The sequence below is a fragment of the Pseudomonas sp. WP18 genome (assembly GCF_036689585.1).
GTDB classification, from domain to species: domain Bacteria; phylum Pseudomonadota; class Gammaproteobacteria; order Pseudomonadales; family Pseudomonadaceae; genus Aquipseudomonas; species Aquipseudomonas chlororaphis_E.
This window is the reverse complement of record NZ_CP144758.1, coordinates 4,503,055-4,527,728: the sequence shown is the minus strand read 5'-3', so window position 1 is coordinate 4,527,728 and position 24,674 is coordinate 4,503,055. Positions and strand designations below refer to the sequence as shown.

Below are 24,674 nucleotides of genomic sequence, written 5' to 3'. Positions count from 1 at the left end.
CTTAGGAGTCTGGTCACTCATGGAATTGAGAATCGACCGACAGGCCCTGGTGCCTGTCGTGCAGCAAATTGTCGACGCGCTGACCGGCTGGATCCGCCAGGACGCCGTGCAACCGGGCACGCGCTTGCCGTCTATCCGGCAACTGGCACGGCAGAACCTGCTCAGCCAGTCGAGTGTCAACGAGGCCTGTGAGCGTCTGGTCGCCCAAGGGGTGTTGGCGTCTCGGCATGGCTCAAGCTTCTTCGTCGCGCCACCGCCTTCCCTCGGCCTCGCATCCAACGACGGAACCAGCCCGGAACACCCGCCGCTGGCACGCGGCGGCCTTGCCGACAACTCGGCGTGGGCGCTGAAGCTGGGGGCCGGCGGGCTGCCTGAGCGCTGGCGCGAAAGCGACGACCTGGGCTATGCGATCCGCCAGGTCACCCGCACCGACATGGCGGGGCTGTTCAGCTACAGCACGTCGTTGGGCTTGCCCGCCCTGCGTGAGCAACTGTCCCGGCGCTTGAAGCAACTCAATATCGTGGCCGCGCAAGACCTTATCCTGACCACCCACGGCGCTACCCAGGCGTTGGACCTGATCGTGCGGACACAGCTGGCGCCGGGCAGTTGCGTGGTGGTGGAGAGCCCCGGCTACCCGAAACTGTTCGAGCTGCTGAGGCTGCACGGCATCGACATGCTCGAACTGCCCAGGACCCCTCGAGGTCCGGACGTCGAGGCTTTGCAGACCCTGCTGGCGACGCATCGGCCCCGTGCGCTGTTCGTCAACAGCGCCTGCCATAACCCGACCGGCAGCAGCCTGTCCCTGGGGGTGGCGCAACGCTTGTTGGCGCTGGCCCGGGAACACGGGATGCTGGTGATCGAAGACGATGTCTACGCCGATTTCCAGGGTTCGACACGCACCCGCCTGGCGGCCCTGGACGCCGATGTGATCTATGTAGGCAGTTTTTCAAAAACCCTGAGCAGTTCGTTGCGAGTCGGGTTCGTGGTGGCGCCTGCGCCCATCATCGCCCGGCTCAGTGAGGTCAAGGAGGTCACGAGCCTGGGCGTTTCACGGTTCAGCGAAGCGGTGCTGGCCAATCTCCTGGCCAACGGTGCCTATCGCAAGCTGGTGCAGCGCCAGCGGCAGCGTTTGGGGGGCGACATGGCGGCTGTGTTGCAGGTGCTGGAGGAGGCCGACTGGGAGGTGTTCGGCAAGCCGACCGGGGGGCTGTTCATCTGGGCACGCCCACCGTTATGCGACTACGCTGGAGTGCGGCGTCTGGCCAAACGGTTCGGTGTGCAGCTGTCTTCGCCCACGGCCTTCAGCCCTTCAGGCGCCGACAGCCAGTGGCTGCGGATCAATGTGGCTTATGCCTGTGATCCGAGGGCGTTGGCGTTTTTCCGGGGCGCGGCCCTGGATCGACCTCGAGTGTCCTGAAAACGACGCGGCTGTAGCTTTTTGCCATTATTCCGACGCCAGCATCTTGTGTTGCAGGGCGTCTCGTTGCGAATCTGCGAACAACACACACTGGCAGAGGACTGAGCGCAATGATTTCGGCCGTGCAAGGACGTTTTGCCAACCTGGGTATGGCAAAGAAACTGGGTATCGGGTTTGTCCTGGTATTGTTGCTCACGGCCGTGGTCGCGGCCATTGGCGTGTGGTCCTTGCGCACCATCAGCCTGCGTTTCGACGGACTCAAGCAGATGTCCTCCCTCAACAGCGAACTGCTGAAGGTGCGCTTGCTCGAGCAGGAATACGCCTTGCGCTCCGACCCCAAGACGGCCGACACCCTGCGCAAGGGGGTCGACGGCCTGGTGGCCCAGGCCGATGCGCTCAAGGCCCAGACACCTGAAAACCTGTCGGTGATGAACGATGTGCAACAGGCGCTGGCGGATTACCGCAAGGCGTTCGATGAATTCGTCGGGTTGAGCCAGAGCAAGGACCTGGCGCTGGAAATGGCCAGTTGGTCGGTGTCCAGTGTCGCCAACAACCTGGACGTGTTGCAGGCCGGTCTGGCGGACGACGGCGCCTACACCCTGAAGGATTCCGAGGGCAAGGAGGGCGCCGAGTTCATCGAGCAGGCCAACCAGGTCAGCGAAGTGTCACGGTTGATGCTGCAGGCCATGAACGAAGCGCGCGTACGCCTGGACCAGAGCCGCAAAGGCAGCGAGGACGCCGGGCAAGGCCCGATCGAGCAGGCCGAGCAAGCCATGAAGCAGGCCGAGGCGCTCAAGACCCAGGTCAAGGATCCGGGCTACCAGACCGTGCTCAACGAGGTGGCCGGGCACATTGCCGGTTTCAACACGCAACTGGCCGAGTACACCGGCCTGTTGGCGAAGGAAAAAGGCGTCTACCAGGAACTTCACGAGCGTGCCGGCCAAGTGGTGGAGCGGGTCAACCAGGCCTACGCCGCCGAAGACCATGCCATGCAGGCGGAGTTGAAAAAGAACTCGCTGTTGATCATCGGCTCGTCGGCCCTTGCCCTGCTGGTGGGGTTGATTGCCGCCTGGGTCATTACCCGGCTGATCGTTGCGCCGCTGCGCAGCGTCATCCGCGTGGCCCAGCAGATCGCGGCGGGGGACCTGAGCGCCACGGTGCAGGTGACGCGCCGGGATGAGATCGGCCAGTTGATGCTCGCCATGCAGCAGATGGGCGCGGGGCTGAGCGGCATCGTCAGCGGCTTGCAGGCGGGTATCGAACAGCTCGCCAACTCCGCGCAATCGCTGTCGGCCGTGACCGAACAGACCAACCTGGAAGTCAGCAGCCAGAAAGAGGAGACCGAGCAGGTTGCCACGGCCATGAACCAGATGACCGCCACGGTGCATGACGTGGCCCGCAATGCCGAGGAAGCGGCCCTGGCGGCGCAGACGGCCGATGACAAGGTCGAGAGCGGTCAGCAGGTGGTGCGCCAGAGCATGGTGCGTATCGAGCAGTTGGCCGACTCGGCCACGTCGGCCAGTTCCAGTATCGAAAGCCTCAGTGCCGAGATCCAGAACATCGGCACGGTGCTGAGCGTGATCAAGAGCGTCGCCGAACAAACCAACCTGCTGGCGCTCAACGCTGCCATCGAGGCCGCACGCGCTGGCGAGCAGGGTAGGGGGTTTGCGGTGGTGGCTGACGAGGTGCGGGCCCTGGCCAGACGCACGCAGCAGTCCACCGAAGAGATCGAGCGGTTGGTGAGCGCATTGCGTTCAGCGGCCCAGGCTTCCGTGCAGCAGATCCAGAGCAGCGGCGAGCTGGTGAAGATGGCTGTCAGCGATGCGCTGCAAACCGAAAGTGCCTTGGGCAGTATTGCCGCGGCGGTGTCGTTGATTCAGCAGATGAACCAGCAGATCGCGGCGGCCGCCGAACAGCAGAGTTCGGTGGCCGAAGAGATCAACCGCAGCGTCACCAGTATCCGTGCCAGCGCCGATCAATCGTCCCTGGCGATGCAAGGCAATGCCGCTTCCAGCATCGAGCTGGCGCAGTTGGGGGTTGAGTTGAAGGGGATGGTGGGGCATTTCAGGCTGTGAGCCGCCATAGCTGGCTCACCGATGGAGGAGCACGTAGCGAGGAGGGGATCCACTGTCGAGCACGCAGCGCTCGTACATTTCAGGGCTGCCGCGCAGCCCTGCGGGGATAAATCCCCTCGTCACCCTGAGGTTCGACGAGGTCTCAGTCGTAGACCTTCTTCTTCTTCCACTCGTCGTTCATTTCGTCTTCCTTCAAGCCTTCGGTCAACTGGTTGACCTCGCCTTCGACCGGCTTGGTGCTGGCCAGGACCATTGCGTTGGCGCGGGCCAGGAGCTTTTCGAGGTAGTCGAGCTGTTCGGCGTAGACCTGGGGCTCCTGCTGTTTGCGCAGATACTGCACGCCGCGTTCGAACGCCAGGCGGGCCTGGCCCGGTTGTTCCTGTTGCAAGGCTTGCTGGCCGAGGTTGTTGAAGAACTCGATGTGCAGCAGGACCAGGATATGCCGCACTTCGCGGACCCAGCGCTTGGCTTCGTTGGGCGGCAGGAAGCCGTCCTGGGCGGCACGGGTGATCTGGCCGTGGAGGGCTTCGAGCAGGAAGCGAACGTCCTTGGCCTTGGCTTCGGTCAGGATCGGTGCCGGCGGATTGCCCACCGGGATCGATTCACCTTGTGCTGCCAATGCGGTCAGTTCGTCCAGGCGTGCCTTGACCGCGGTATTGGTCTTGTCCAGGTTCAGCAGGCGCTGGCAGACGTTCATCTCAAGGCGCGTCAGCAGCAGTTTCAAGGCCGGCGTCATCAATTGCCCGGGGAAGGTTTCGGTGAGCTCGCCACAGCGCCGCATCCGGTCGTTGAGTTCAACCTTGGTGCGGACCTTTTCCAGCTTGTTGTTTTCCACCACATGGTTCATGTAGCCAATGGCGATCAACAGTGCGATCCCGGCTACGACGAGCAGGGTGATCATGAGTGGTGTCACCGGTAAGACCTCTTTATTGGGGTACGCATGTCATGAGTGTAGTGGCTTGGCTTTTAAGCGCATAGGCCTGAGCGGCGCGATTAGACGGGCGTCGTGCTGTTTATAGGGAATGCGGCTCAATGGCTGCACATTGCCACTATTTGCCGGATGCGACTATAGCGCCTTGGCGGGCGACAGAATATAGACGTCAGAGACCGGGCGAGCAAAATCGGCAAATCGCCCTCAAACCCTGGGAAGTCATTGATTTAAATAAATTTATATCTGGGGGTTGACGACCCTCCAATCCATCCATAGAATGCGCGCCACTTACAGCGTAAAGCACTCAGCGAAACGCGATAAGCAGTGAATGTTGTACGTGTGTCCCCTTCGTCTAGTGGCCTAGGACACCGCCCTTTCACGGCGGTAACAGGGGTTCGAGTCCCCTAGGGGACGCCAATGCGGGAATAGCTCAGTTGGTAGAGCACGACCTTGCCAAGGTCGGGGTCGCGAGTTCGAGTCTCGTTTCCCGCTCCAATTTTAAACAGCGTTGCTTTCGGGCAGGGCTGAGTGAAACCAGAAACGTCATCTTCGGATGCGGGTCTGGGCACTGGAACACACACCATGTGTTCCGGGCAGCGTGTCCCCTTCGTCTAGTGGCCTAGGACACCGCCCTTTCACGGCGGTAACAGGGGTTCGAGTCCCCTAGGGGACGCCATTTGCGGGAATAGCTCAGTTGGTAGAGCACGACCTTGCCAAGGTCGGGGTCGCGAGTTCGAGTCTCGTTTCCCGCTCCAAATTCAAGAAAACGCCGCTCATTGAGCGGCGTTTTTTTATGCCTGGAGAAAAGTCATCGAGCCGACTGTGGATAACCCAATGAGCCCTGGGGCGTGCCGGGGTCATCCCTCCAGGCTCTGCACCAAGCTGTCGAGCGCCGCTGTGCTGGCCTCGTCGGGCACTGCTTGCGATGGGCTCGCGACGCGCAGTTGCTGTGCCGAGCGGTATTCGCTGGGGGTGCAACTGGCGTATTGCTTGAACGCCCGGGCGAAATAGGACGGGTCCTTGAAACCGGCCTCGTAGCCGATGCTGGTGATCGGCATCTGGCTGTTGTCGAGCAGTTCCTTGGCGAAACTCATGCGTTTGTTCAGCACGTAATCGGTGAAGCCCAGCCCGTTGGCTTCCTTGAACAGGCGGCTGAAGCGAAAGGTGGTCATGCCACAACGTTTGGCAAGATCGCGCTGGTCGATGCTTTCGCGAAAATGCTGGTCGATGTACAGCATGATGTGGCTCAGGGCCTGGTGCTTCTGGTGTCCGGAGGTCAGGCGAATGCTGTCGGGCAGGGTGGGGGCGTGGTCGATCTGCGAGGTCTTGCCCCGGCCATTGGCAGTACGGCGCAATTCGCACAATTGCACCACGGCCGTCAGGTAGCGCTTGCGCTCGTTGGCGGGCAGGGGCAGCACCATGTATTCCCAGACGCTGGAGCGCATCGCCCAGACCGCAAGCTCTTCGGAGTGCTGCACGGTGAACATGGTAATGGGAATCGTGGGCGCGGTGCGCTTGATCTCCAGCAGCCGGCGCAGCCCCGGCGTGTCGGGCCGGTCGAAATGGATGCAGATCATGTCGACCTGTTCGCCACTGGGCAACATGGCGTTCTTGGCCAGCGTGCAGTCGCAAGCGTCCTCGAACTGGGCGACCAGTTCCCGGGTGGAGCGATCGTGCGTCAGATCGAACCACAACAGCTTTGGCTTTCCAGTCAGATGTGGCGCCATAGGACGACTACCCAGCGGTTCTTGCTGCCCTTTAGCTAGCAGTATTGCCAATGTGCTATCACTTCGCCGAATAAATTTTCATAAGCCCGCCCCCCTTGGCGCCAGGCCGCGGACCGCCTGCGCCCCCCGCCGACCCACACCTGGCCTGGGGCGCAAAATAATCCTAGGGATGTGCAAAATCCTCCTAACGACCCTCCACCCCTCATGACTAGGGTTGCATCAGGCAGTTCGCAATGTGCTGCCCCCTTGCGAAAACAACCCGATGAGGTGCGCGAAATGACTCTTCAAACAATCAAGGCTTCGGTACTGAAGTTCGCCAAAGATGAAGACGGCCTGACCATTGTGGAATACGCCGTGGCCGGTGGGTTGATCACGGTGGCCGTGGCCGCGATGTTCATCCTGCTGGGCAGCGCCGTGAACACCAAGATCACCGCCCTGTGTGCGGCGGTCAAAGGCGCTGCGTGCTAACGGCCACCCCGGTCGGGAAGCGCGGTGAAGCCCATCGAGGCGCTGGTTTCGTCGAGGGTTGAAGCTTCGATGACGTCTTGCTGGGTTTTACGCCGCTCCTTCCCGCGATGTGTTGCGATTGATGTGAGGTAACTGACATGACCCTTCAAACAATCAGAACTTCGATCAGTAAGTTCGCCAGGGATGAAGATGGCCTGACCATCGTCGAGTACGCCGTCGCCGGCGGGCTGATCACCGTGGCGGTGGCCGCCATGTTCGTCCTGCTGGGCGGAGCCGTGAATGACCGGATCACTGCACTGTGTGCCGCCGTGAAAGGTGCGGCTTGCTGACCGTCATTGCTACCAAGCGTGCAGTGAAGCCTATCGAGGCCACCGGTTTTCGTTTTCGCCGACCCACGCGGCGGATGACCGCTTGATAGGTTTCCTCAGGTGCAGTGTCGCCTGCCAATGATCATTAGATGAGGGAGACGCATCATGTCCATGGAGTTGCTGGTGTCGACGTTACTGCTGCTGGGGTTGCTGGGTTTGGCGATGGTGAGCGACCTGCGTCGCCATCGCATCCCCAACGCGCTGGTCCTGGCAGGGTTGGCCCTGGGTTTGGCGAGCCAGGCCAATGCAGGCGGGCTCGGTGCAGTGGGCGACAGTGTGCTGGGCATGTTGATCTGCTTCGCGCTGTTCCTGCCCATGTATGCCGTCGGCGGCATGGCGGCCGGCGACGTCAAGCTGATGACCATGGTCGGCAGTTTCCTGCCCTTTCATTACGCCCTGTGGGCCGCGCTGTTCAGCCTGATTGCCGGTGGCGTGTGTGGCTTGCTGATGGTGCTGGCCCGCGGTCAGTTGTTGCAGACCCTCGGGCGCTACTGGTTGATCCTGCGGGCCCAGGCGTACCTGGCGCCTGGCTCGGATGAGGTGGCCGGCAAGCCGTTTCCCTACTCGATCGCGATCCTGATCGGCACCTTGAACAGCGTTTACTGGCAGTTGGTCGCCGGCGGCTGGGGAGTGTAGTCATGCACGTCATCAATGATAGTGATGCCTACCCCAGCGAGCGGGAGGCGGTGCAACGCCTGGCACCCCAGCCGTGCACCATCCGCGACACCGGCCTGAGCGACAGTTTCCTGGGTGAGTTGGTGTGCAAGCACCTGCATGACGCCGGCGTGCTGGACCTGCCTCGGCTGGTAGAGCGCCTGGCCCTGACGGGCGCCGTGCTGGAAGAAGTCCTGGCGTTCCTGCGCAAGGACGGTCGTGTCGAAGTCCTCGGCCAGGTCGGCCAGGCCAGTGTGCAGTCGTTGCGTTACGGCCTGACCGAGCGCGGTCGCAATTTTGCCCGTGACGCCCTGGCGCGCAGCGGCTACATCGGGGCGGCGCCGTTTCCGGTGAGCACCTATCGTTCGCTGATCAAGATCCAGACCATTCACCACGGCCGCATCACCGTCACTGACATGAATCGCGCCCTGGCAGGCGTGGTGCTGACCCAGGGGATGCTCGACCAGTTGGGCGTGGCGCTCAATTCCGGCCGGGCGATCATGATCTATGGCCCGGCGGGCACCGGCAAGACCTATGTCAGCAGCCGGCTGATCCGTCTGTTTGCCGAAGCGATCTGGGTGCCCCGCGCCATCGTCATCAACGAGTCGGTGATCGAGATCTACGACCCGCAAGTGCACCAGCGCCTGGATGACAATCGTCAATCGAACAACCTGATGCTCAATGAGGGCATCGACCGCCGGTTGCTCTGCTGCAAACGCCCGATCGTCATCACCGGCGGCGAGTTGAGCATGGAACAGCTGGACGTGCGCTATGACCCCTTTACCCGCCAGTACCAGGCGGCCTTGCAGCTCAAGGCCAGCAATGGGTTGTTCATCATCGATGACATGGGCCGCCAGCGCATGGCGCCGGCCGAGCTGCTCAATCGCTGGATCGTGCCCATGGAAGAGAAGCGCGACTTCATCAACCTGGGCGGTGGCCGGCACTGTGAGCTGCCGTTCGACCTGGTCCTGGTGTTTTCCACCAACCTCAATCCCTTGGAACTGGCCGACGAGGCCTTCCTGCGGCGCATTGGCTACAAGGTGCAGTTCGGCTACCTCAGGCCCGAGGAGTACGAGCGCATCTGGCGCCAGGAATGCGAGCGCCTGGGCATCGCCCATGACCCGTTGCTGGTGCGCTATGTGCTGCAGCGTTTGTACGCCGGTGAAGGCATGCCGCTGGTGCCTTGCCATCCTCGCGATCTGCTGAACATGGCGCTCGATCGCCAGCGTTACCTGGGCGGTTCCGGACCGCTGTTGCCGCAGGAGTTGGAATGGGCCTGGCACAACTATTTTGTCCAGCTCGACTTTCTTTGATTCGGAGATACCGACATGAGCTCCCGTACGCTTTCGCTGATAGGCGTTTCTCTGGTAATGGGCCTTGGTGCCGCATGGATGGCCGATTCCTGGCTGAGCGCACGACTCAATGCCACCCCCGATGACCATTTGCGCAGCGTGGTGGTGGCCACGGTGGAAATCCCCTTCGGGCAGATGGTCGAGGCCCAGCAGGTCACGACCGTGCGAATGCCCATGGACACGATTCCGGACGACGCCTTCGACTCCAGCGAGCAGGCCATAGGCAAGATCGCCACGTTCGACATCCTGCGCGGCGACATTGTGCGCAGTGCCCGTTTGAGCGAGCACCTGGGCGGCAGCACCCTGGCCTCGCTGATCGCCCCCGACAAGCGTGCCATCTCGGTACGGGTGGATGATGTGGTCGGCGTGGGCGGTTTCCTGTTGCCGGGTAACCGGGTCGACGTCCTGGCGACGAAAAACACCGCGGCCGGCAGCAACAACGCCGTGTCCCGCACGCTCCTGGAAAATCTGCGGGTACTGGCGGTGGACCAGACGGCCGGCACCGACAAGACCCAGCCGGTGGTGGTGCGGGCGGTGACGCTGGAGATGACGACCACTGAAGCCGAGGCATTGGTGACCGCGCAGACCGAAGGCAAGCTGCAACTGGCCCTGCGCAACCCGTTGAACCTGGAGAAAAAAGCCGTGGCCGTGGCGCCGACACCGGCCGCACCGGTCGTGGCGGTGGCCGCACTGGCTCCAAGGCCTGTGGTGCAACGCATCGCCAAGGCGCAGGACAGTTCGATCACGGTGATCCGTGGGGTCGAGCGCAGCGTCATCAACCTTCGCTAGCAGGCCCCGGCGCCATCGGGCTGGCCAGGCGATGGCAATGCCGATCCTCTCCCTCAGTCAGCGAGGATGCGACGATGAAACCCAGTATCCGGCAGCCTTTCACGGTGCCTCGGCGCCAGGGAGGGGCGGTGAGTGTGTTGATGGTGATCGCGTTGGTGGCGATTTCCATGATGGCGGCACTGGCCCTGGACGGCGGACACATGTTGCTGAACAAGACGCGCCTGCAAAATGCGGTGGACGCCGCCGCCCTGAGCGGCGCCAAGACCCTGAGCCAGGTCAGCGGCGGCCTCAACATGGCCAGCACGACCCGGACAGCGGCCCTGGACACCTTGAACAAGAACGCCCAGGCCTCGGGCAACGCTGAACTGGCCACCGCTGTTGGCGGTAATCCGGGTGCCTTTGCCGTGGTGGAGCTGGCCAGCAGTGTCTACGGACCGTTTTCCTATCCCGGCCCGGCGAATGCCAAGTACGTGCGGGTGTCGGTGTCCAGCTATCAGCTGAATGGTTTTTTCTGGAATTTCGTGCAGTCGATGGGCAGCGCCGGCCTGGGCGCCAAAAGCGTGGCCGCCATCGCCACTGCCGGCCCCAGTCCCACCGCGCCCTGCGACCTGGCCCCGCTGATGGTTTGCGGCGACCCCACGCAGTACAACCCGGGGGCGGGCAATTTCTGGGGGTATCACTTCGGTGACCTGGAAGTCTTGAAGACGGCCGCAGGCAACACGTCGCCCATCGGCCCCGGCAATTTCCAGTTGCTCGATTTCGGCTCAGGCGGCAGCGCGGTGCGCGAAGACCTGGCGGGCGGTGGTTCGGTCTGCCGCAGCGTCGGGGACAACGTCCAGACCGCGCCCGGTAACAAGGCCGGCCCGACGTCCCAAGGCATGAATACACGTTTTGGGATCTACAACGGCCCGGTCAGTGCGTCGGACTATCCACCGGACCTGGTCACCGCCTCGAGCACCCCGGCGATGACCTACAACGACACGCTCTCCCAGGCGCAATACAAAGGCAAGCCTGTGACGTCGAGCAACGGCGATCTCTCGGCCGGTGGCGAGGCGATCCAGGACTACAACGACTGGCGGACCAAGGTTGCCGCCTGTGTGGCCGGTGGCGCGAGCGGTTGCCAGAGCAACGGCGTGTTCGAGCGCCGGATGCTGAAGATCGTGGTCGGCAACTGCACCGGCAAGCAGGGTGGTTCGACGTCGATCCCGGTGCTGGGGTTCGGTTGCTATTTCGTCGTGCAGCCGGTGGATGGCGGCGGCTCGGACTCGCTGGTGTTCGGTCAATTCGTCCGGGAGTGCGAAGGCGACGGCGTACCGGGCCCCACGCCTTCGAGCGATGCCGGGCCGCAGATCATCCAGCTCTACAAGACCTATCTCAACGGCAGCGGCACGCCGAGCACCGACTCGTAGGAGGCGCCATGGGACTTGCCCGATTTCAATCACCCCGCGCCCAGCAAGGGGTGGCGCTGGTGGAGTTCACCCTGGTGCTGCCGGTGTTGCTGTTGTTGCTGTTGGCCTTCGGCGAGTTCGGCCGGATGCTCTACCAGTACAACGTGCTGCTGCAGGCCAGCCGCGATGCTGATCGTTTCGTCGCCAGCCAGGCCTGGAATGGCACCCTTGGTGGCGTCGCCCTGAGCAACACGCTCCAGACCCAGACCCGGAACGTGGCGGTGTATGGCGTGCCCAGCCAGGCCGGGAGCGCCGTGCTGTCGGGGTTGACCACGGCCAACGTGCAGGTCGCCGCCGTCGGCACCGACCACGTGCGCGTCACCATCACCTACACCTTCTGCCCGGTGATTGGCGCGGGCAACTGCACCGGGTCGATCCCGGGGTTGTTCGGCGCCGCCATCCCGCTGGTGGCGACCACTGTCATGAGGGCGTTGTGATGAACGGCAAGCACATGGGCGGTACATACATCGTGGAGTTTTCCTTCGTCGGCCTGCTGGTGTTCGTCCTGCTGTTCGGCGTGGTGGAGATGGGCCGGCTGTACTTCACCGCCAATGCCCTGGACGAGGCCGCGCGACGCGGTGCGCGCCTGGCAGCGGTGTGCAACATCAGCGACCCGGTGGTGCTGCGCCGGGCGATCTTCAATGCCGCGACCGACGCCGGCACCAGCCAACTGATCAGCAGCCTGGCGACCTCGAACCTGGCGCTGACCTACCTGGATGTCAACGGCGCCGTGGTGGCGAACCCCGCCGACACGGTCAGCGCCACCGGCTTCCGGGCCATTCGCTACGTCCGGTTGAGCGTGCAGAACTACGTTTTCAATCTGTTCATTCCCGGGCTGGGCGTGCCCATTACCTTGCCTGCGTTCCAGGCAACCTTGCCACGCGAAAGCCTTGGGCGTCATTCCGACTCCGCGGAGATCACACCATGCTGAGTACCAGGGAAAACCCACTTGCGACCGTTACCGGCAAAGCCGGGCTGCGGTTACTGATCAGCAGCCGCGACGCCACGTCTCTGCGCGACCTGCAGTGTGTCTGCCAACGCATGCCCTGCCTGGAAGTCAGCACGCGGCTGGTGAGCAACGGGCATGTCGACCCACTCTACGGCCTGGACCGGATGCCCGACTTGTTGCTGTTGCGGGTCAGCCACCTGTGGCGCGAGGAGTTGGCGGCCTTGCTGCAACGCCCGGCCCATGAACGCCCACCGATGCTGGTGTGCGGGCCGCTGGGCGAACAGGACGGCATGCGCCTGGCGATGCAGGCCGGTGCCCGGGATGTGCTGCCTGAACCGGTCGCCGAAACGGAGTTGGTGGCCGCCCTGAATCGCCTGGTGGCGGAGGTGCGCCTGGGCAACGGCGCCGAAGGCAAGCTGGTCGCCGTGATCAGTGCCAAGGGCGGTTCCGGCGCAACGTTGGTGGCGTGCAACCTGGCCCAGCAACTCAGCGCCCGGGCGGGCAATACCCTGTTGCTGGACATGGACCTGCAGTTCGGCAGCGTGACCCATTACCTGGACGTGGCACAGACCCATAGCCACCTGGAAGTGCTGCAACAGGTCGAAGATCTGGACAGCCTTGCCCTGCGGGGTTTCTGCAGTCATTTCAGCCCGACCTTGCACGTGCTCGGTGGCCGGGCCGGCGAATTGTGCCTGCCCCAGGACGCCCAACCCGAACAACTCGATGCCTTGCTGCAATTGGCCCGCGCCAGCTACGACTGGATCGTGGTGGACCTGCCGCGCCAGATCGACTCGCTCACCGGCTCTGTGCTGGAGCAGGTGGACCGGGTCTACGTGGTGGTGCAGCAGAGCGTCAGCCACCTGCGCGATGCCAGCGCCCTGGTGCGGATACTTCGCGAGGACCTGGGCGTGCGCGGCGACCAGTTGCAGATCGTGGTCAACCGCTACGACAAGTCGACGACGATCAGCCTCAAGGATATCGGCGAGGCCCTGCGCTGCGCGAACCTGTCGAAATTACCCAATGACTTCAACCTGGTCAGCCAGAGTCAGAACACTGGCGTGCCGTTGGGGCTGCATGCGCCGAAAGCTGCGATCACCGCCGCCTTGCGCGATTTGACCGAAGACCTGGTCGGTCACCAGATGGCCACGAACAAAGGCCTGTTCAAACGCGCCTTCAACCGTTTCTTCGGGGGATGACCCATGATCAGCGACTTCCGCACCCGCTTGCGCAAACAGCCCGCCAAACCCGGCCCTTCCAGCGTCCACGGCGACAGCCTCGCGGAGCCGGCCGAAGCCTTGATGGCCTGGGAACAGGCCGTCCCGGACGTGCTCTACGAAACCCGCACCCAGGTGACACCGGTGGAAGCCGAGTGGCGGGAAAAAATCTACCAACAGTTGCTCAAGGTGATGGACCTGTCACTGCTCGATGCCCTCGAGCAGGTCGAGGCCACGCGGCAGATTCGCGACATCTGCCAGCGCCTGCTGGACGAACATTCGGCGCCGGTGAGTTCCGCCAGCCGGCAACTGATCATCAAGCAGATCACCGACGAGGTGCTGGGCCTTGGCCCGCTGGAACCGCTGTTGGCCGACCACAGCGTGTCCGACATCCTGGTCAATGGCTTTGCCTCGGTGTACGTCGAGCGCTTCGGCAAATTGCAACGCACCGATGTGCGCTTTCGCGATGACCAGCATCTGCTGAACATCATCGACCGGATCGTCTCCAGCCTTGGCCGGCGCATCGACGAATCCTCGCCGCTGGTGGACGCCCGGCTCAAGGATGGCTCGCGGGTCAACGCGATCATCCCGCCGTTGGCCATCGACGGGCCGAGCATGTCGATCCGGCGTTTCGCGGTGGACCTGCTCAACACCGACAGCCTGATCCAGGTGGGCACCATGACCCCGGCCATTGCCTTGCTGCTCAAGGCCATCGTCCGTGGACGCCTGAACGTGCTGATCTCCGGCGGAACCGGCAGTGGCAAGACCACCATGCTCAACGTGCTGTCCAGTTTCATTCCCCACAACGAACGGATCGTCACCATCGAGGACTCCGCCGAACTGCAACTGCAGCAACCCCACGTGGTCCGCCTGGAAACCCGGCCTTCGAACATCGAGGGGCGGGGTGAGGTGAGCCAGCGTGAACTGGTGCGCAACAGCCTGCGGATGCGCCCCGATCGCATCGTGATCGGTGAAGTGCGCGGCGCCGAGGCGCTGGACATGCTCACGGCCATGAACACCGGTCACGACGGCTCCCTGACCACCATCCACGCCAATACGGCTCGCGATGCCCTGGGGCGCATCGAGAACATGGTGTCGATGACCGGGGCTACGTTTCCGATCAAGGCGATGCGTCAACAAATTGCCTCGGCCATCGACGTGGTGATCCAACTGGAGCGTCAAGAAGATGGCAAGCGACGGGTGGTCAGCATGCAGGAGATCAACGGCATGGAAGGGGAGGTCATCACCATGACCGAGATTTTCTCTTTCGTGCGCCAGGGCATCGGTGAACACGGCGAAGTGCTCGGCGATTATCGACCCAGCGGCATGATCCCGGCGTTCCGCGAGGTGTTGGCCAAGCGCGGCATCGAGTTGCCACTGAGCCTGTTCCGCCCTGAATGGATGGAGGCGCGGCAGTCATGAACGGTATTCCCGGCGAATTCATCCTGATTTTCCTTGGCATGGTCTTCATCGCGGTCTTTCTGCTGTCCCAGGGCGTGGTGGTGCCGGTGTTCGGCGAGGCCGGCAAGATGCGCAAACGCATTCGTGGGCGCTTGCACGTGCTGGAGAAGGCCAACCATTTGCCCAATATGCAGACCGTGTTGCGGCACAAGTACCTGACACGCCTGTCGCCCCTGGAAGCTCGACTCGAGCAGTTGCCGTTCATGGCCAGCCTGACGCAGTTGATCGAGCAGGCCGGCCACGAGTACCGCGCCTACCGGGTGATGCTGCTGGGCCTGGTCCTGGGTGCGGTGGCGGGAGCGTCGGTGCTGATGGTGACGCCGCTCTGGTGGGTGGCGCTGCTGACCACGCTGGCCGTCACCTGGTTGCCGGTGCTGAAGATCCTGCGTGACCGCAGCAAGCGCTTCAACGCGTTCGAGGAAGGCCTGCCGGACGCGCTGGACGCCATGTGCCGGGCCCTGCGCGCCGGCCATCCGTTCAACGAAACCTTGCGCCTGGTTGCCGACGAGCACAAAGGGCCGGTCGCCCAGGAGTTCGGCTTGACCTTCGCCGACATCAACTATGGCAACGACGTACGCCGGGCGATGCTGGGCCTGCTGGAGCGCATGCCGAGCATGACGGTGATGATGCTGGTGACGTCGATCCTCATCCACCGCGAGACCGGCGGCAACCTCACCGAAGTGCTGGAACGCCTGAGTCGGTTGATTCGCGGGCGCTTCCGCTTCCAGCGCAAGATCCGCACGTTGTCGGCCGAAGGTCGCATGTCGGCCTGGGTGCTGGTGGCGATTCCCTTTGTGCTGGCGATCGCCATCGTGCTCACCAGCCCCAGCTACATGCCGGTGCTGCTCAATGATCCGATCGGCCACAAGCTGATCATCGGCGCCTTCTGCGCCATGCTGGTCGGGATTTTCTGGATCCGCAAAATCATCCGGATCCAGGTCTGATCGCTGCCCTGACACGAGGTATCAGTCATGGATTATTTGCTCGGGTTGTTCAGTCGGTTTACCGGGAGCGAGGAACTGGCGCGCCTGTTGTTCATTACTGCGATTGGCGTGAGTACCGTGCTGGCGGCGGTGGCCGTGCTCCTGCTGCTGGTGGGCCTGCAAGACCCGGTGCAGCGGCGCCTGGCGCTGATCAAGCGGGGTTATTCGGGCAGTTCGGCGGCGCAGGAGGCACCGGGTAACCTGCAACTGCTGCTGGAGCGGGTGGGCCAGCGCTTCGCTTCGGCCGACCCGGCCCGTACCTCGGCGACCCAGACCCTGCTGACCCATGCCGGTTACCGCTCTGCATCGGCGGTGCAGGTCTACTGGGCCGTGCGCCTGATGATGCCGCTGGCGCTGCTCGGCCTGGCGGTACTGGTGATGCCGTTGATCAAGGTGTCCGGGGTGGTCGTGCTGCTGGCGGTGACGACGGTGACCGGTCTCGGCTGGCTGCTGCCGTCGCTGTATGTCGGCAAGCGCAAGCAGGCGCGCCAGGGCCGGCTGCGTGCCGCGTTCCCGGATGCACTGGACCTGATGGTGGTGTGCGTCGAATCAGGCCTGGCCTTGCCGACGACCATCGAGCGAGTGGCCGAAGAAATGGCGGTCAGCCAGGCCGAACTGGCCGAAGAACTGGCCTTGGTCAACGCGCAGATCCGCGCCGGCATCACCAGCACCGAGGCCCTCCGGCAACTGGCCATGCGCACTGGGCTTGAAGACATCCAGGGGTTGGTCAGCCTGTTGGCGCAGAGCATTCGCTTCGGCACCAGCGTGGCCGATACCTTGCGCATCTATGCCGACGAATTCCGCGACCGGCGCACCCAGGCCGCCGAGGAAATGGGGGCGAAAATTGGCACCAAGCTGATCTTTCCACTGATTTTCTGCCTGTGGCCCAGCTTCTTCCTGGTCGCCATCGGCCCTGCGATGATTGGCGTGTTCAGGGCGTTCGGGAACATGTAGGCGGGTGATCCTTCATTAGCCGAACAGTTGTGGCGAGGGCGCTTGCTCCCGCCGGGCAGCGCAGCGGCCCTCGCTCCTTGGCGGCGGCTGCGCACCCGAGGGGGCAAGCGCCCTCGCCACGGCGTACCTCCTGTTTCCAGGACTCAGCATGCCCCCGTGGCGAGGGGGTTCATCCCCGCTGGGGTGCGCAGCCACCCCTCGATGCCAATCCCCTTCGAACAGATACCCCGAGCGCCCAGGTTCAGGGCCGCTGCGCGCCCAACGGGGATGAATCCCCTCGCTACAAAGTAGAGTGACAACAGACCTATCCCGGCTAAACACAACATGTGGCGAGGGCGCTTGCTCCCGCTCGGGCGGCGCAGCGGCCCTTGCTTTTGGCAGCTGCTGCGCACCCGAGCGGGAGCAAGCGCCCTCGCCACGGTACGGTTTGAAACCTTTGTTCAACCCACCTCGTACTTCATTTGCTGCTGCTGCTGATGTCCCCGCCTGTGTCCTGGTCAAAGAATTCCGGAATGGGATAGTTGAAGCTATTGAGCCAGCGCTGCATGGCCAGTTCGCGCTCGGCGGCCGAGGCGGTCTGCAAGTGGGTGGACGCCACCACGCCGCGGATCTGCAGTTGCATCCAGCTTTCGGTACCTTGCTGGGCTGTCGAGGAGGGGCCCGGGTCGATCGCCCAGGCCGGGGTGGACAGGCACAGCGTGCACACGATCATCAGTTGTTGGGTTTTCATCTCATGGACTCCTCGTCACGCTCTACTTGACCGCGCCGGATGAGGCATCGACGACCTCTTCCAGGCGGTTCGCTTGCGACGTTGCTGCGTTGGGGGCCGAGCCTCTGATTCTTTCGGCGCGGGCCTGGGCGTCCGCGATCTGCTGGGGACTGAGCTTGGCCATGCTTGCCAGTTCGGCCGCCTGCTTCCAGTTGTCCTGGTAGATCAACAGGGTCACCATGTTGAGCGCCGCCAGGGCGTCGGATTGCTGGAGCTCCATGGCGGTCATGAACTCGAAGCGCGCTTGGGGAATGCGTTTCTGATTGAGGTAGACGACCCCCAGGTCATTGCGGATCTTGCCTTCGGTCGGGGCCATTTTCGCGGCCCGCTCCAGGTGCTCCGTGGCGCTCGCGTTGTCGTTCTTGACGGCGGCCAGTTGGCCCAGGCCATGTTCGCCGTCGGCGGCCAGGCAGGTTCCGAGCAGGCTTCTATACAAGGGCTCCGCCTCGCTGCGCCCCATCAGGCGCAATACCCGGGCCTTGCGCAGGCGCACCTGGACCAGGTCCTCGGGCAGGCGTTCCAGGTTCGCCAGGCTGGCGTACAAGCGCCCCTCGTTGGCCATGTCGTCGGCCATGTTGAGGGCCAGCTCCTGATCGGCGCTGGGCTTGGCGCAATGGGACGGGTCCGACGCCACCACGCCATGGCTGGAACAGCCGGCCAGCATCAATGTTGCGGCTACCGCGATTGCTGCTTTCATGGAATATCCCCTCGCAATGGGTTGGACGCCAGGCGCTAGGTACTTAGGGCGCCGGCTCATTGGGAAAGCCCGCTGCGGTTATCGAACTCGCCATGTTCGAGGAAATACATGCGATAGAAATTCGGGTCGTAGTTGCGCAGTTGCTCGCCCGGTAATGTCGGCAGTTGTGCATTGGCGGCCAAGGGCTGGACCAGGTGCGGCGTGACGATCATCAACAGCTCGCGTTCCTCGCGGTCGATAGAGTGGTCGCGGAAGAACGCGCCCAGCACCGGGATATCACCCAGCCCCGGAAGCTTGTTCACCTGTGAGCTGTTGCGCGTGCTGATCAGGCCGCTGATGACAAAGCTTTCGCCGTCGGCCAGGGCAATGCTGGTATCGGTACGGCGCACGGTGAGCGCTGGCACCAGGGTCCCGGCGATGTTCACGGCATTGGTGAAATCCAGCTCGCTGACTTCCGGCGCGACCTTCAGGGCGATGCGGTTCTGGCCGATGACAGTGGGGGTCAGGGTCAGGCGAATACCGAACTCCTTGTACTCGATGGACACGTTATCGCTGCCGGAACTGGGCACCGGGATCGGCACTTCGCCGCCGGCCAGGAAACTGGCGCTCTGTCCGCTGAGGGCCACCAGGCTCGGCCGTGCCAGGGTGTAGGCAAAACCGCTGCCCTCCAAGGCATTGATCATCAGCAGGGTTTTACCGGTGGCGAACGACAAGTTGAACATGTCGTTGTTGACCGGCAGGGAAGGGCGCACCACCCCGCCGATGGTGGGCAGGGTCCTCGGCGAGCCGAACAGGAAGTTGCCACGGGTGCCGAACAGCGACGTCGAGGCTTCCTTGAGCTTGGTCCGGCTGACCTCGACGAAACGGATGTCGGTCTGGACCTGGGCAAGCAGCATCGGGTCTTCGGAGGGCACGCTCGCCACGCTGGTCAGCGCGGCCGTGGCCCGACCCTTGACGAAAACCATGCTCTGGCGGGGTATTTTCGAGCAATCCGTCCAGACCATCAGGCTGGTGGCGCCCGGTGCCAGGCCGGTGAGAATGAAAGCGTCACTGCCACTGGGTTGTACATCGGCAATTTTCGGGTCACCCACCGCCAACTTCGTCACGGGGGCGAGGATGCGCAGTTCGTTCTGCAAACCCTGGCCGACCTCGAAGGTCGCTGGCAGGCTGTCTAACTGGGAACAATCGGCGGCAACGGCCTGCGCCGTTTCCAGGCCGAAGCCCATCCAGAACAGACCATGGATAACGTGTTTCAAAGCAAGCGCGGTACGCTGGTTCATAGGATGATCCTCGACAGACTGGCCGTCCCTAGGCTTAACCAATTGCCTCGGATCATCGATGGGCCCGGGCTGCCCCCTATCGCATCACCCGGGACAAGGCCGGGTGGACGAGCGGACGGCTGCAATGGACGGCTCCCTTGAAGGGCAATTTGCCAGCCACCGTGCTCGGTTCTGTTGACGGTAGTTCACCTATGGCAAAGCGCCACGTCAAAAATGAAAAAAACGTCTGAAAAGTGGCGGTGGTGAAATTCATGACAGATTGCGCGTCAATAAACTGTCTTTTTGGTGAGGTGGGGATCTTTGGGAGCGCTTCGCGAGCAGGGGGGCGAGTGGTTATGGGAGCGATCCTGCTCGCCAGCGGGCCCATGACCATCGCCGCCGACAAGCCATAAAAAAAGGCCCGCTGAGTGATCCAGGCGGGCCTTTGTGTGTCACGGCGCAATCAATGCTTGCTGTCCTGGTCGGACATTGCCAGCAACTGCTTTTCCTGGTTCCAGTCGAACGGCTCGTCGTTTTGTTCGGCTTCGAAACGACGCTCCTCCAGGGCCTGGTACAGGTCGATTTCTTCATCGGGCATGTAGTGCAGGCAATCACCGCCGAAGTACCAGAGCAGGTCGCGTGGCACCAGGTGGGCGATCTGTGGATAGCGCACGATCACCTGGCACAAGAGGTCCTGGCCCAGGTACTGGCTTTCGATCGGGTCGACTGGCAACTGGGCACGCAGTTCGTCGAAGCGCTCCAGGAACAGGGCATGGCTTTCTTCGGGAACCTGTTCGGCCTCACCTACGGCGACCAGGATGCTGCGCAAGTGGTCGAGCAGGACAAGATGATCGGCAACGACATTGGACACGAGATAAGTCCTCAAGAGCAAAACGGGCGCAGGAGTATAAAGCCCCCGCGCCGGCTTTTACATGGCCGCGGATCAGTGGGACATCGCGGCGAGGGCGCCTGCTCCCGCGGGACGGTGCAGCAGGCCCCTCGTCACGGACTCAGCGGACCTTGGCTTCGGCCAGTGTCAGCGCCTCCTTGTCGAAGTCATCCACGTCGATGACCTTGCGCCGCGCCGCTTCGGCCACGCGCAGGGCCTCGGCTTCGCCGGCTTGCAGCACCCCGGCTTCGAGGGCGGCATCGATGAGGGGTTCGCCTGGCGCCGGGTCGAGCTGACCTTGCTTGAGCGCGACGTGGAGTTTTTTCTGCGCCGGATGGGCGGCGCCCAGCAGGTCGGCGGCGTGTTGCAGGGCACCCACCGGATCGTCCGCCGATTGTGGACGGTAGCAACCCTGCAGCAGTTCTTCGAGGGTCGGATCACCCTTGGCCCGGCCTATCACCGCGGCCACCTCGGCATCCAACCTGTCGCTCGGGCCCTTGTGGCGACGGCCGAACGGAAACACCACTCCACGCAACAGACAACCCAATACCCGATTCGGGAAGTTGGCCAGCAGTTCGTCCAGCGCACGTTCCGACTGGCCGAGGCTTTCCTCCATGGCCCAGGTGAACAGCGGCGCCATGTGGTCCGGCGAATCCAGGTCGTGGTAGCGCTTGAGTGCCGCGGACGCCAGGTAAAGATTGCTCAACACATCCCCCAGGCGTGCCGACAGTCGTTCACGACGCTTGAGCTCGCCTCCCAGCAGCATCATGCTCAGGTCCGCCAGCAGGGCGAATGCCGCCGCCTGCCGGTTGAGGGCGCGGAAGTAGCCCTGGCTCAAGGCATTGCCCGGTGCGTGTTCAAAGCGGCCGAGGCCCAGGTTCAACACCAGCGTGCTGGCGGCATTGCTGATGGCGAAGCCAATGTGCTTGAGCAACAGGTCGTCGAACTCCACCAGGGCCTGGTCCTTGTCCTCACGGGTGGCCAGGGCCATTTCCTTGAGCACGAACGGATGGCAGCGGATGGCGCCTTGGCCGAAGATCATCAGGTTGCGCGAGAGGATGTTCGCGCCTTCGACCGTAATGAAGATCGGCGCCCCTTGCCAGCTGCGGCCCAGGTAGTTGTTCGGGCCCATGATAATGCCCTTGCCACCGTGCACGTCCATGGCGTGGCTGATGCATTCACGACCGCGCTCGGTCAGGTGGTATTTGAGGATCGCCGACAGTACCGAGGGTTTCTCCCCCAGGTCCACGGCGTTGGCGGTCAGCATGCGGGCCGCGTCCATCAGCCAGGCGTTGCCGCCGATGCGCGCCATGGCTTCCTGGATGCCTTCGAACGCTGACAGCGGGACGTTGAACTGCTCGCGCACCTGGGTGTACTGGCCCGTCACCAGGCTGGTGAACTTGGCGGCGCCGGTGCCCACCGCGGGCAGGGAAATCGAACGCCCGACCGACAGGCAGTTCATCAGCATCATCCAGCCTTTGCCGAGCATCGGTTGGCCGCCAATGAGGAAGTCCAGCGGGATGAACACGTCCTTGCCCCAGTTCGGCCCGTTCATGAACGCCGCGCCGAGTGGCAGGTGGCGGCGGCCGATGTGTACGCCCGGGGTGTCGGTGGGGATCAGCGCAAGGCTGATGCCCAGGTCTTCTTCGTCACCCAGCAGGTGGTCGGGGTCGTACGCCTTGAAGGCCAGGCCGAGGAGGGTGGCCACCGGGCCGAGGGTGATGTAGCGCTTTTCCCAGTTCAGGCGCAGGCCCAGGGTTTCCCGGCCTTGCCATTCGCCCTTGCAGATAATGCCGGTGTCGGGCATCGCCCCGGCGTCGGAGCCGGCCAGCGGCCCGGTCAGGGCAAAGCAGGGGATATCGTCGCCCCGGGCCAGCCGTGGCAGGTAGTGGTCGCGTTGTTCATCGGTGCCGTAGTGCAGCAGCAGTTCCGCCGGGCCGAGGGAGTTGGGGACCATTACCGTGGACGCCAGGTCGCCGCTGCGGGTCGCCAGCTTCATCGCCACCTGGGAGTGGGCGTAGGCGGAGAAGCCCTTGCCGCCGTATTCCTTGGGAATGATGAGGGCGAAGAAACCGTGCGTCTTGATATGGGCCCAGGCTTCGGGCGGCAGGTCCATGGCCTGGCCGATCTGCCAGTCACTGACCATCGCGCAGAGTTCTTCCGTCGGGCCGTCGAGGAACGCCTGTTCTTCCTCGGTCAACTGCACCTTGGGGTAGGACAGCAGCAGGTCCCAGTCCGGGCGACCGCTGAACAGTTCGCCATCCCACCACACCGTGCCGGCGTCGATGGCGTCGCGTTCGGTCTGGGACATGGGCGGCAGGGTTTTCTGGAACCAGTCGAACATCGGCGCGCTGAAATACCGGCGACGCAGGTCTGGCAGCAGCAGGGGAGCCGCGACGGCGGCGAGCATCACCCACAGAACCAGCATCAGCCACCCGGGGGCGTGGCTGAAAATGCCCATGGCCAGCAGGTAGACCGCGACGATGCCCAGTGCGGGCAACGGGGCGGTGCGCCGATGGGCCAGCCAGGCGATCCCGATGACCAGGACCAGTATCCACAACAACAGCATAGGTAATCCTCCGTGAACCAGGGCAAAACCGACCCACAGAGCTTAGACGGCCTCTGCAAAACCGGCGGTCGGCGCGATGTGATTGATTTCGTGGGAAACCCTGGATGCAGTGCGCCAGTCTGGTTGGCAACAGCCGTGGGAAATCGTTCGTTATCCAGGTGAGAAAACGCCATTGTTTGGCCGAAACGTCGTTATCGCTGCAACGGGGCTGTGGATAGACTCGGGTTTTGCCGATGCCAGCCACGATGGCCGGCGTTTCCCGGAGGCCTTCCTGCATGCAGTCCTACCTGACGCCCAGCCGCTTCATCGACAGCGATCATCCACAGGTCATCGCCTTTGCCGAGGCGCATCGCGGTGCCGACCGCGACCCTGTGGCGCAGGCGGTCTACCTTTACTACGCCGTGCGCGAGGCGGTGCGGTACAACCCGTATACCTTCAGTCGCGATCCGGCGACCCTGCGTGCCAGCCATGCGCTGAGCCACGGGGAAAGCTACTGCGTGCCCAAGGCCACGCTGCTCGCCGGCTGTGCCCGGCATTGCGGTATCCCGGCACGCATCGGCCTGGCGGATGTGCGCAACCACCTGTCCACGCCCCGTTTGCTGGCGTTGCTGCGCAGCGACGTGTTCGCCATGCACGGCTACACCGAGCTGTACCTGGACGGCCGCTGGGTCAAGGCCACGCCGGCGTTCAACCAGGGCTTGTGCGAGCTGTTCGACGTCGCGCCGCTGGAGTTCGACGGCCGCCACGACAGCGTTTTCCACCCGTTCAATCGCCAAGGCGCGAAGCTGATGGAATACATCACCGACCATGGGCAGTTCGCCGATGTCCCCGAAGCGTTCTTTTTCGGGCACCTGGAGAAATGTTATCCACACCTGTTCGGCGATCAGGCGCCGTCCTTGCTCGGCGATATGCGGGACGATTTGAGTCGCGGCTGATCCGGCGTATGCTGCTGCGGCACTTTGTCCATTGAAGGAAACCGTGATGCTGAAGATCTGGGGTCGCAAGAATTCGTCGAACGTGCGCAAGGCGCTCTGGTGTGCCGAAGAGCTGGGGCTGGCCTACGAGGCCATCGATGCGGGCGGCGCTTTTGGCGTGGTGGACACGCCTGAGTACCGGGCGAAGAACCCCAACGGCCGCGTGCCCATGATCGAGGATGACGGTTTCGTGCTGTGGGAATCCAACACCATTGTGCGCTACCTGCTGGCCCGCCACGCGCCGGATTCGGCCTGGTACCCGGCCGATGCCCAGGCACGGGCCGCCGCCGAGAAATGGATGGACTGGACCACTTCGTCTTTTGCCGCACCGTTTCGGACGGTGTTCTGGGGCGTGCTGCGCACCCCGGCCGAGCAACAGGACTGGCCTGCCATCCATGCGGCTATCAAGGAATGCAACGCTTTGCTGGCGATGGCCGACCGTGCATTGGGCGAGCAGCCTTATTTGAGCGGCGCGCAGATCGGCATGGGCGACATTCCCTTGGGCAGCTTCATTTATGCCTGGTTCGAAATGCCCATCGAGCGGGCTGCCTGGCCGAATCTGGAAGCCTGGTACCAGCAGTTGAAACAGCGTCCGGCCTACCGCAAGGCGGTCATGACCGCGTTGACTTAATACTTACTATCGACACGCGTGACTGTACTTGTGCGGCGACGCCCAGCACCATGGCCATCGTGCGCCGTGGTTGTTTTGCTCGCCGCGCGCCCTCAT

Annotated in this window: 23 protein-coding genes and 4 tRNA genes; 20 read left to right on the top strand and 7 right to left on the bottom strand. The window is 63.3% G+C overall.

From position 1 onward, the window contains the following. The first annotated feature begins 19 nt into the window (after positions 1-19). Together V5F23_RS19940 and V5F23_RS19935 are read left to right on the top strand one after the other, a co-directional pair. Positions 20-1,417: a PLP-dependent aminotransferase family protein gene (locus V5F23_RS19940; RefSeq protein ID WP_338496234.1), complete on the top strand. Its 1,398-nt coding sequence runs from the start codon at positions 20-22 to the stop codon at positions 1,415-1,417. A gap of 110 nt (positions 1,418-1,527) precedes the next feature. Next, positions 1,528-3,492: a methyl-accepting chemotaxis protein gene (locus tag V5F23_RS19935; protein WP_042729938.1), complete on the top strand. Its 1,965-nt coding sequence runs from the start codon at positions 1,528-1,530 to the stop codon at positions 3,490-3,492. Between the two features lie 142 nt (positions 3,493-3,634). On the opposite strand, the gene V5F23_RS19930 is transcribed toward V5F23_RS19935, so the two are convergent. Then, a complete protein-coding gene (locus V5F23_RS19930; RefSeq protein WP_042729937.1) occupies positions 3,635-4,393 on the bottom strand; it encodes a hypothetical protein in 759 nt (252 codons plus the stop codon). 371 nt (positions 4,394-4,764) lie between these two features. Here V5F23_RS19930 and V5F23_RS19925 point away from each other — a divergent pair. From V5F23_RS19925 to V5F23_RS19910, 4 genes are all read left to right on the top strand, one after another. Then, a tRNA-Glu gene (locus V5F23_RS19925) sits at positions 4,765-4,840 on the top strand. 2 nt (positions 4,841-4,842) lie between these two features. Beyond that, positions 4,843-4,918: transfer RNA gene (locus V5F23_RS19920), tRNA-Gly, on the top strand. A gap of 105 nt (positions 4,919-5,023) precedes the next feature. Beyond that, a tRNA-Glu gene (locus V5F23_RS19915) sits at positions 5,024-5,099 on the top strand. Between the two features lie 3 nt (positions 5,100-5,102). Then, positions 5,103-5,178, top strand: a tRNA-Gly gene (locus V5F23_RS19910). A 102-nt stretch (positions 5,179-5,280) separates the two neighbouring features. On the opposite strand, the gene V5F23_RS19905 is transcribed toward V5F23_RS19910, so the two are convergent. Continuing rightward, the gene (locus tag V5F23_RS19905; RefSeq protein ID WP_042729936.1) at positions 5,281-6,150 is read right to left on the bottom strand and encodes a response regulator transcription factor; all 870 of its coding nucleotides are present in this window, start codon (positions 6,148-6,150) and stop codon (positions 5,281-5,283) included. Between the two features lie 276 nt (positions 6,151-6,426). Here V5F23_RS19905 and V5F23_RS19900 point away from each other — a divergent pair, with 276 nt between their 5' ends. The 12 genes from V5F23_RS19900 (at position 6,427) to V5F23_RS19845 (ending at position 16,790) form a co-directional block, all read left to right on the top strand. After that, positions 6,427-6,618: a pilus assembly protein PilA gene (locus V5F23_RS19900; RefSeq protein WP_042729935.1), complete on the top strand. Its 192-nt coding sequence runs from the start codon at positions 6,427-6,429 to the stop codon at positions 6,616-6,618. Positions 6,619-6,755: 137 nt separating this feature from the next. Continuing rightward, entirely contained in the window at positions 6,756-6,947 is a 192-nt protein-coding gene (locus V5F23_RS19895) for a Flp family type IVb pilin (RefSeq protein WP_042729934.1), read from the top strand. A 144-nt stretch (positions 6,948-7,091) separates the two neighbouring features. Beyond that, complete coding sequence (locus tag V5F23_RS19890) at positions 7,092-7,622, top strand: prepilin peptidase (RefSeq protein WP_338496231.1); 531 nt, start codon at positions 7,092-7,094, stop codon at positions 7,620-7,622. Between the two features lie 2 nt (positions 7,623-7,624). Next, positions 7,625-8,953 (top strand): AAA family ATPase, encoded by a 1,329-nt coding sequence (locus V5F23_RS19885; RefSeq protein WP_338496228.1) that lies wholly within the window; start codon positions 7,625-7,627, stop codon positions 8,951-8,953. A gap of 15 nt (positions 8,954-8,968) precedes the next feature. Beyond that, complete coding sequence (gene cpaB / locus V5F23_RS19880; RefSeq protein ID WP_338496225.1) at positions 8,969-9,781, top strand: Flp pilus assembly protein CpaB; 813 nt, start codon at positions 8,969-8,971, stop codon at positions 9,779-9,781. A gap of 74 nt (positions 9,782-9,855) precedes the next feature. Continuing rightward, positions 9,856-11,190: a TadE/TadG family type IV pilus assembly protein gene (locus tag V5F23_RS19875; RefSeq protein ID WP_338473769.1), complete on the top strand. Its 1,335-nt coding sequence runs from the start codon at positions 9,856-9,858 to the stop codon at positions 11,188-11,190. Between the two features lie 8 nt (positions 11,191-11,198). Next, complete coding sequence (locus V5F23_RS19870; protein ID WP_338496223.1) at positions 11,199-11,666, top strand: TadE/TadG family type IV pilus assembly protein; 468 nt, start codon at positions 11,199-11,201, stop codon at positions 11,664-11,666. Continuing rightward, on the top strand, positions 11,666-12,160 hold the full coding sequence (locus tag V5F23_RS19865; protein WP_047736441.1) for a TadE/TadG family type IV pilus assembly protein: 495 nt from the start codon (positions 11,666-11,668) through the stop codon (positions 12,158-12,160). Before V5F23_RS19870 ends, V5F23_RS19865 begins: the two co-directional genes overlap by 1 nt. Next, positions 12,154-13,374, top strand: coding sequence for an AAA family ATPase (locus tag V5F23_RS19860; RefSeq protein WP_042729927.1), 1,221 nt, complete (start codon positions 12,154-12,156; stop codon positions 13,372-13,374). Before V5F23_RS19865 ends, V5F23_RS19860 begins: the two co-directional genes overlap by 7 nt. A gap of 3 nt (positions 13,375-13,377) precedes the next feature. Continuing rightward, positions 13,378-14,814 carry a CpaF family protein gene (locus tag V5F23_RS19855; RefSeq protein ID WP_047736440.1) on the top strand — a complete coding sequence of 479 codons (1,437 nt, stop codon included), beginning with the start codon at positions 13,378-13,380 and terminating at the stop codon, positions 14,812-14,814. Beyond that, positions 14,811-15,797, top strand: coding sequence for a type II secretion system F family protein (locus tag V5F23_RS19850; RefSeq protein WP_042732753.1), 987 nt, complete (start codon positions 14,811-14,813; stop codon positions 15,795-15,797). Before V5F23_RS19855 ends, V5F23_RS19850 begins: the two co-directional genes overlap by 4 nt. 27 nt (positions 15,798-15,824) lie before the next feature. Beyond that, positions 15,825-16,790 (top strand): type II secretion system F family protein, encoded by a 966-nt coding sequence (locus tag V5F23_RS19845; protein ID WP_042732752.1) that lies wholly within the window; start codon positions 15,825-15,827, stop codon positions 16,788-16,790. A gap of 457 nt (positions 16,791-17,247) precedes the next feature. Here the strand turns inward: V5F23_RS19845 and V5F23_RS19840 are convergent, their stop codons facing one another. From V5F23_RS19840 to V5F23_RS19820, 5 genes are all read right to left on the bottom strand, one after another. Further along, entirely contained in the window at positions 17,248-17,520 is a 273-nt protein-coding gene (locus V5F23_RS19840) for a DUF3613 domain-containing protein (protein WP_338496221.1), read from the bottom strand. 22 nt (positions 17,521-17,542) lie between these two features. Then, a complete protein-coding gene (locus V5F23_RS19835) occupies positions 17,543-18,256 on the bottom strand; it encodes a tetratricopeptide repeat protein (RefSeq protein WP_123578347.1) in 714 nt (237 codons plus the stop codon). Between the two features lie 56 nt (positions 18,257-18,312). After that, complete coding sequence (locus V5F23_RS19830) at positions 18,313-19,536, bottom strand: type II and III secretion system protein family protein (protein WP_042732920.1); 1,224 nt, start codon at positions 19,534-19,536, stop codon at positions 18,313-18,315. 442 nt (positions 19,537-19,978) lie between these two features. Further along, positions 19,979-20,386, bottom strand: a complete 408-nt coding sequence (locus V5F23_RS19825; RefSeq protein WP_024776930.1) for a PA2817 family protein — start codon at positions 20,384-20,386, stop codon at positions 19,979-19,981. A gap of 139 nt (positions 20,387-20,525) precedes the next feature. Further along, the gene (locus V5F23_RS19820) at positions 20,526-22,973 is read right to left on the bottom strand and encodes an acyl-CoA dehydrogenase (protein ID WP_123578345.1); all 2,448 of its coding nucleotides are present in this window, start codon (positions 22,971-22,973) and stop codon (positions 20,526-20,528) included. Positions 22,974-23,248: 275 nt separating this feature from the next. On the opposite strand from V5F23_RS19820, the gene V5F23_RS19815 reads away from it, so the two are divergent. Next, entirely contained in the window at positions 23,249-23,908 is a 660-nt protein-coding gene (locus tag V5F23_RS19815; protein WP_212802891.1) for a transglutaminase family protein, read from the top strand. Between the two features lie 46 nt (positions 23,909-23,954). Then, positions 23,955-24,578, top strand: a complete 624-nt coding sequence (locus V5F23_RS19810; protein WP_042728803.1) for a glutathione S-transferase — start codon at positions 23,955-23,957, stop codon at positions 24,576-24,578. The last annotated feature ends 96 nt before the right edge of the window (positions 24,579-24,674 follow it).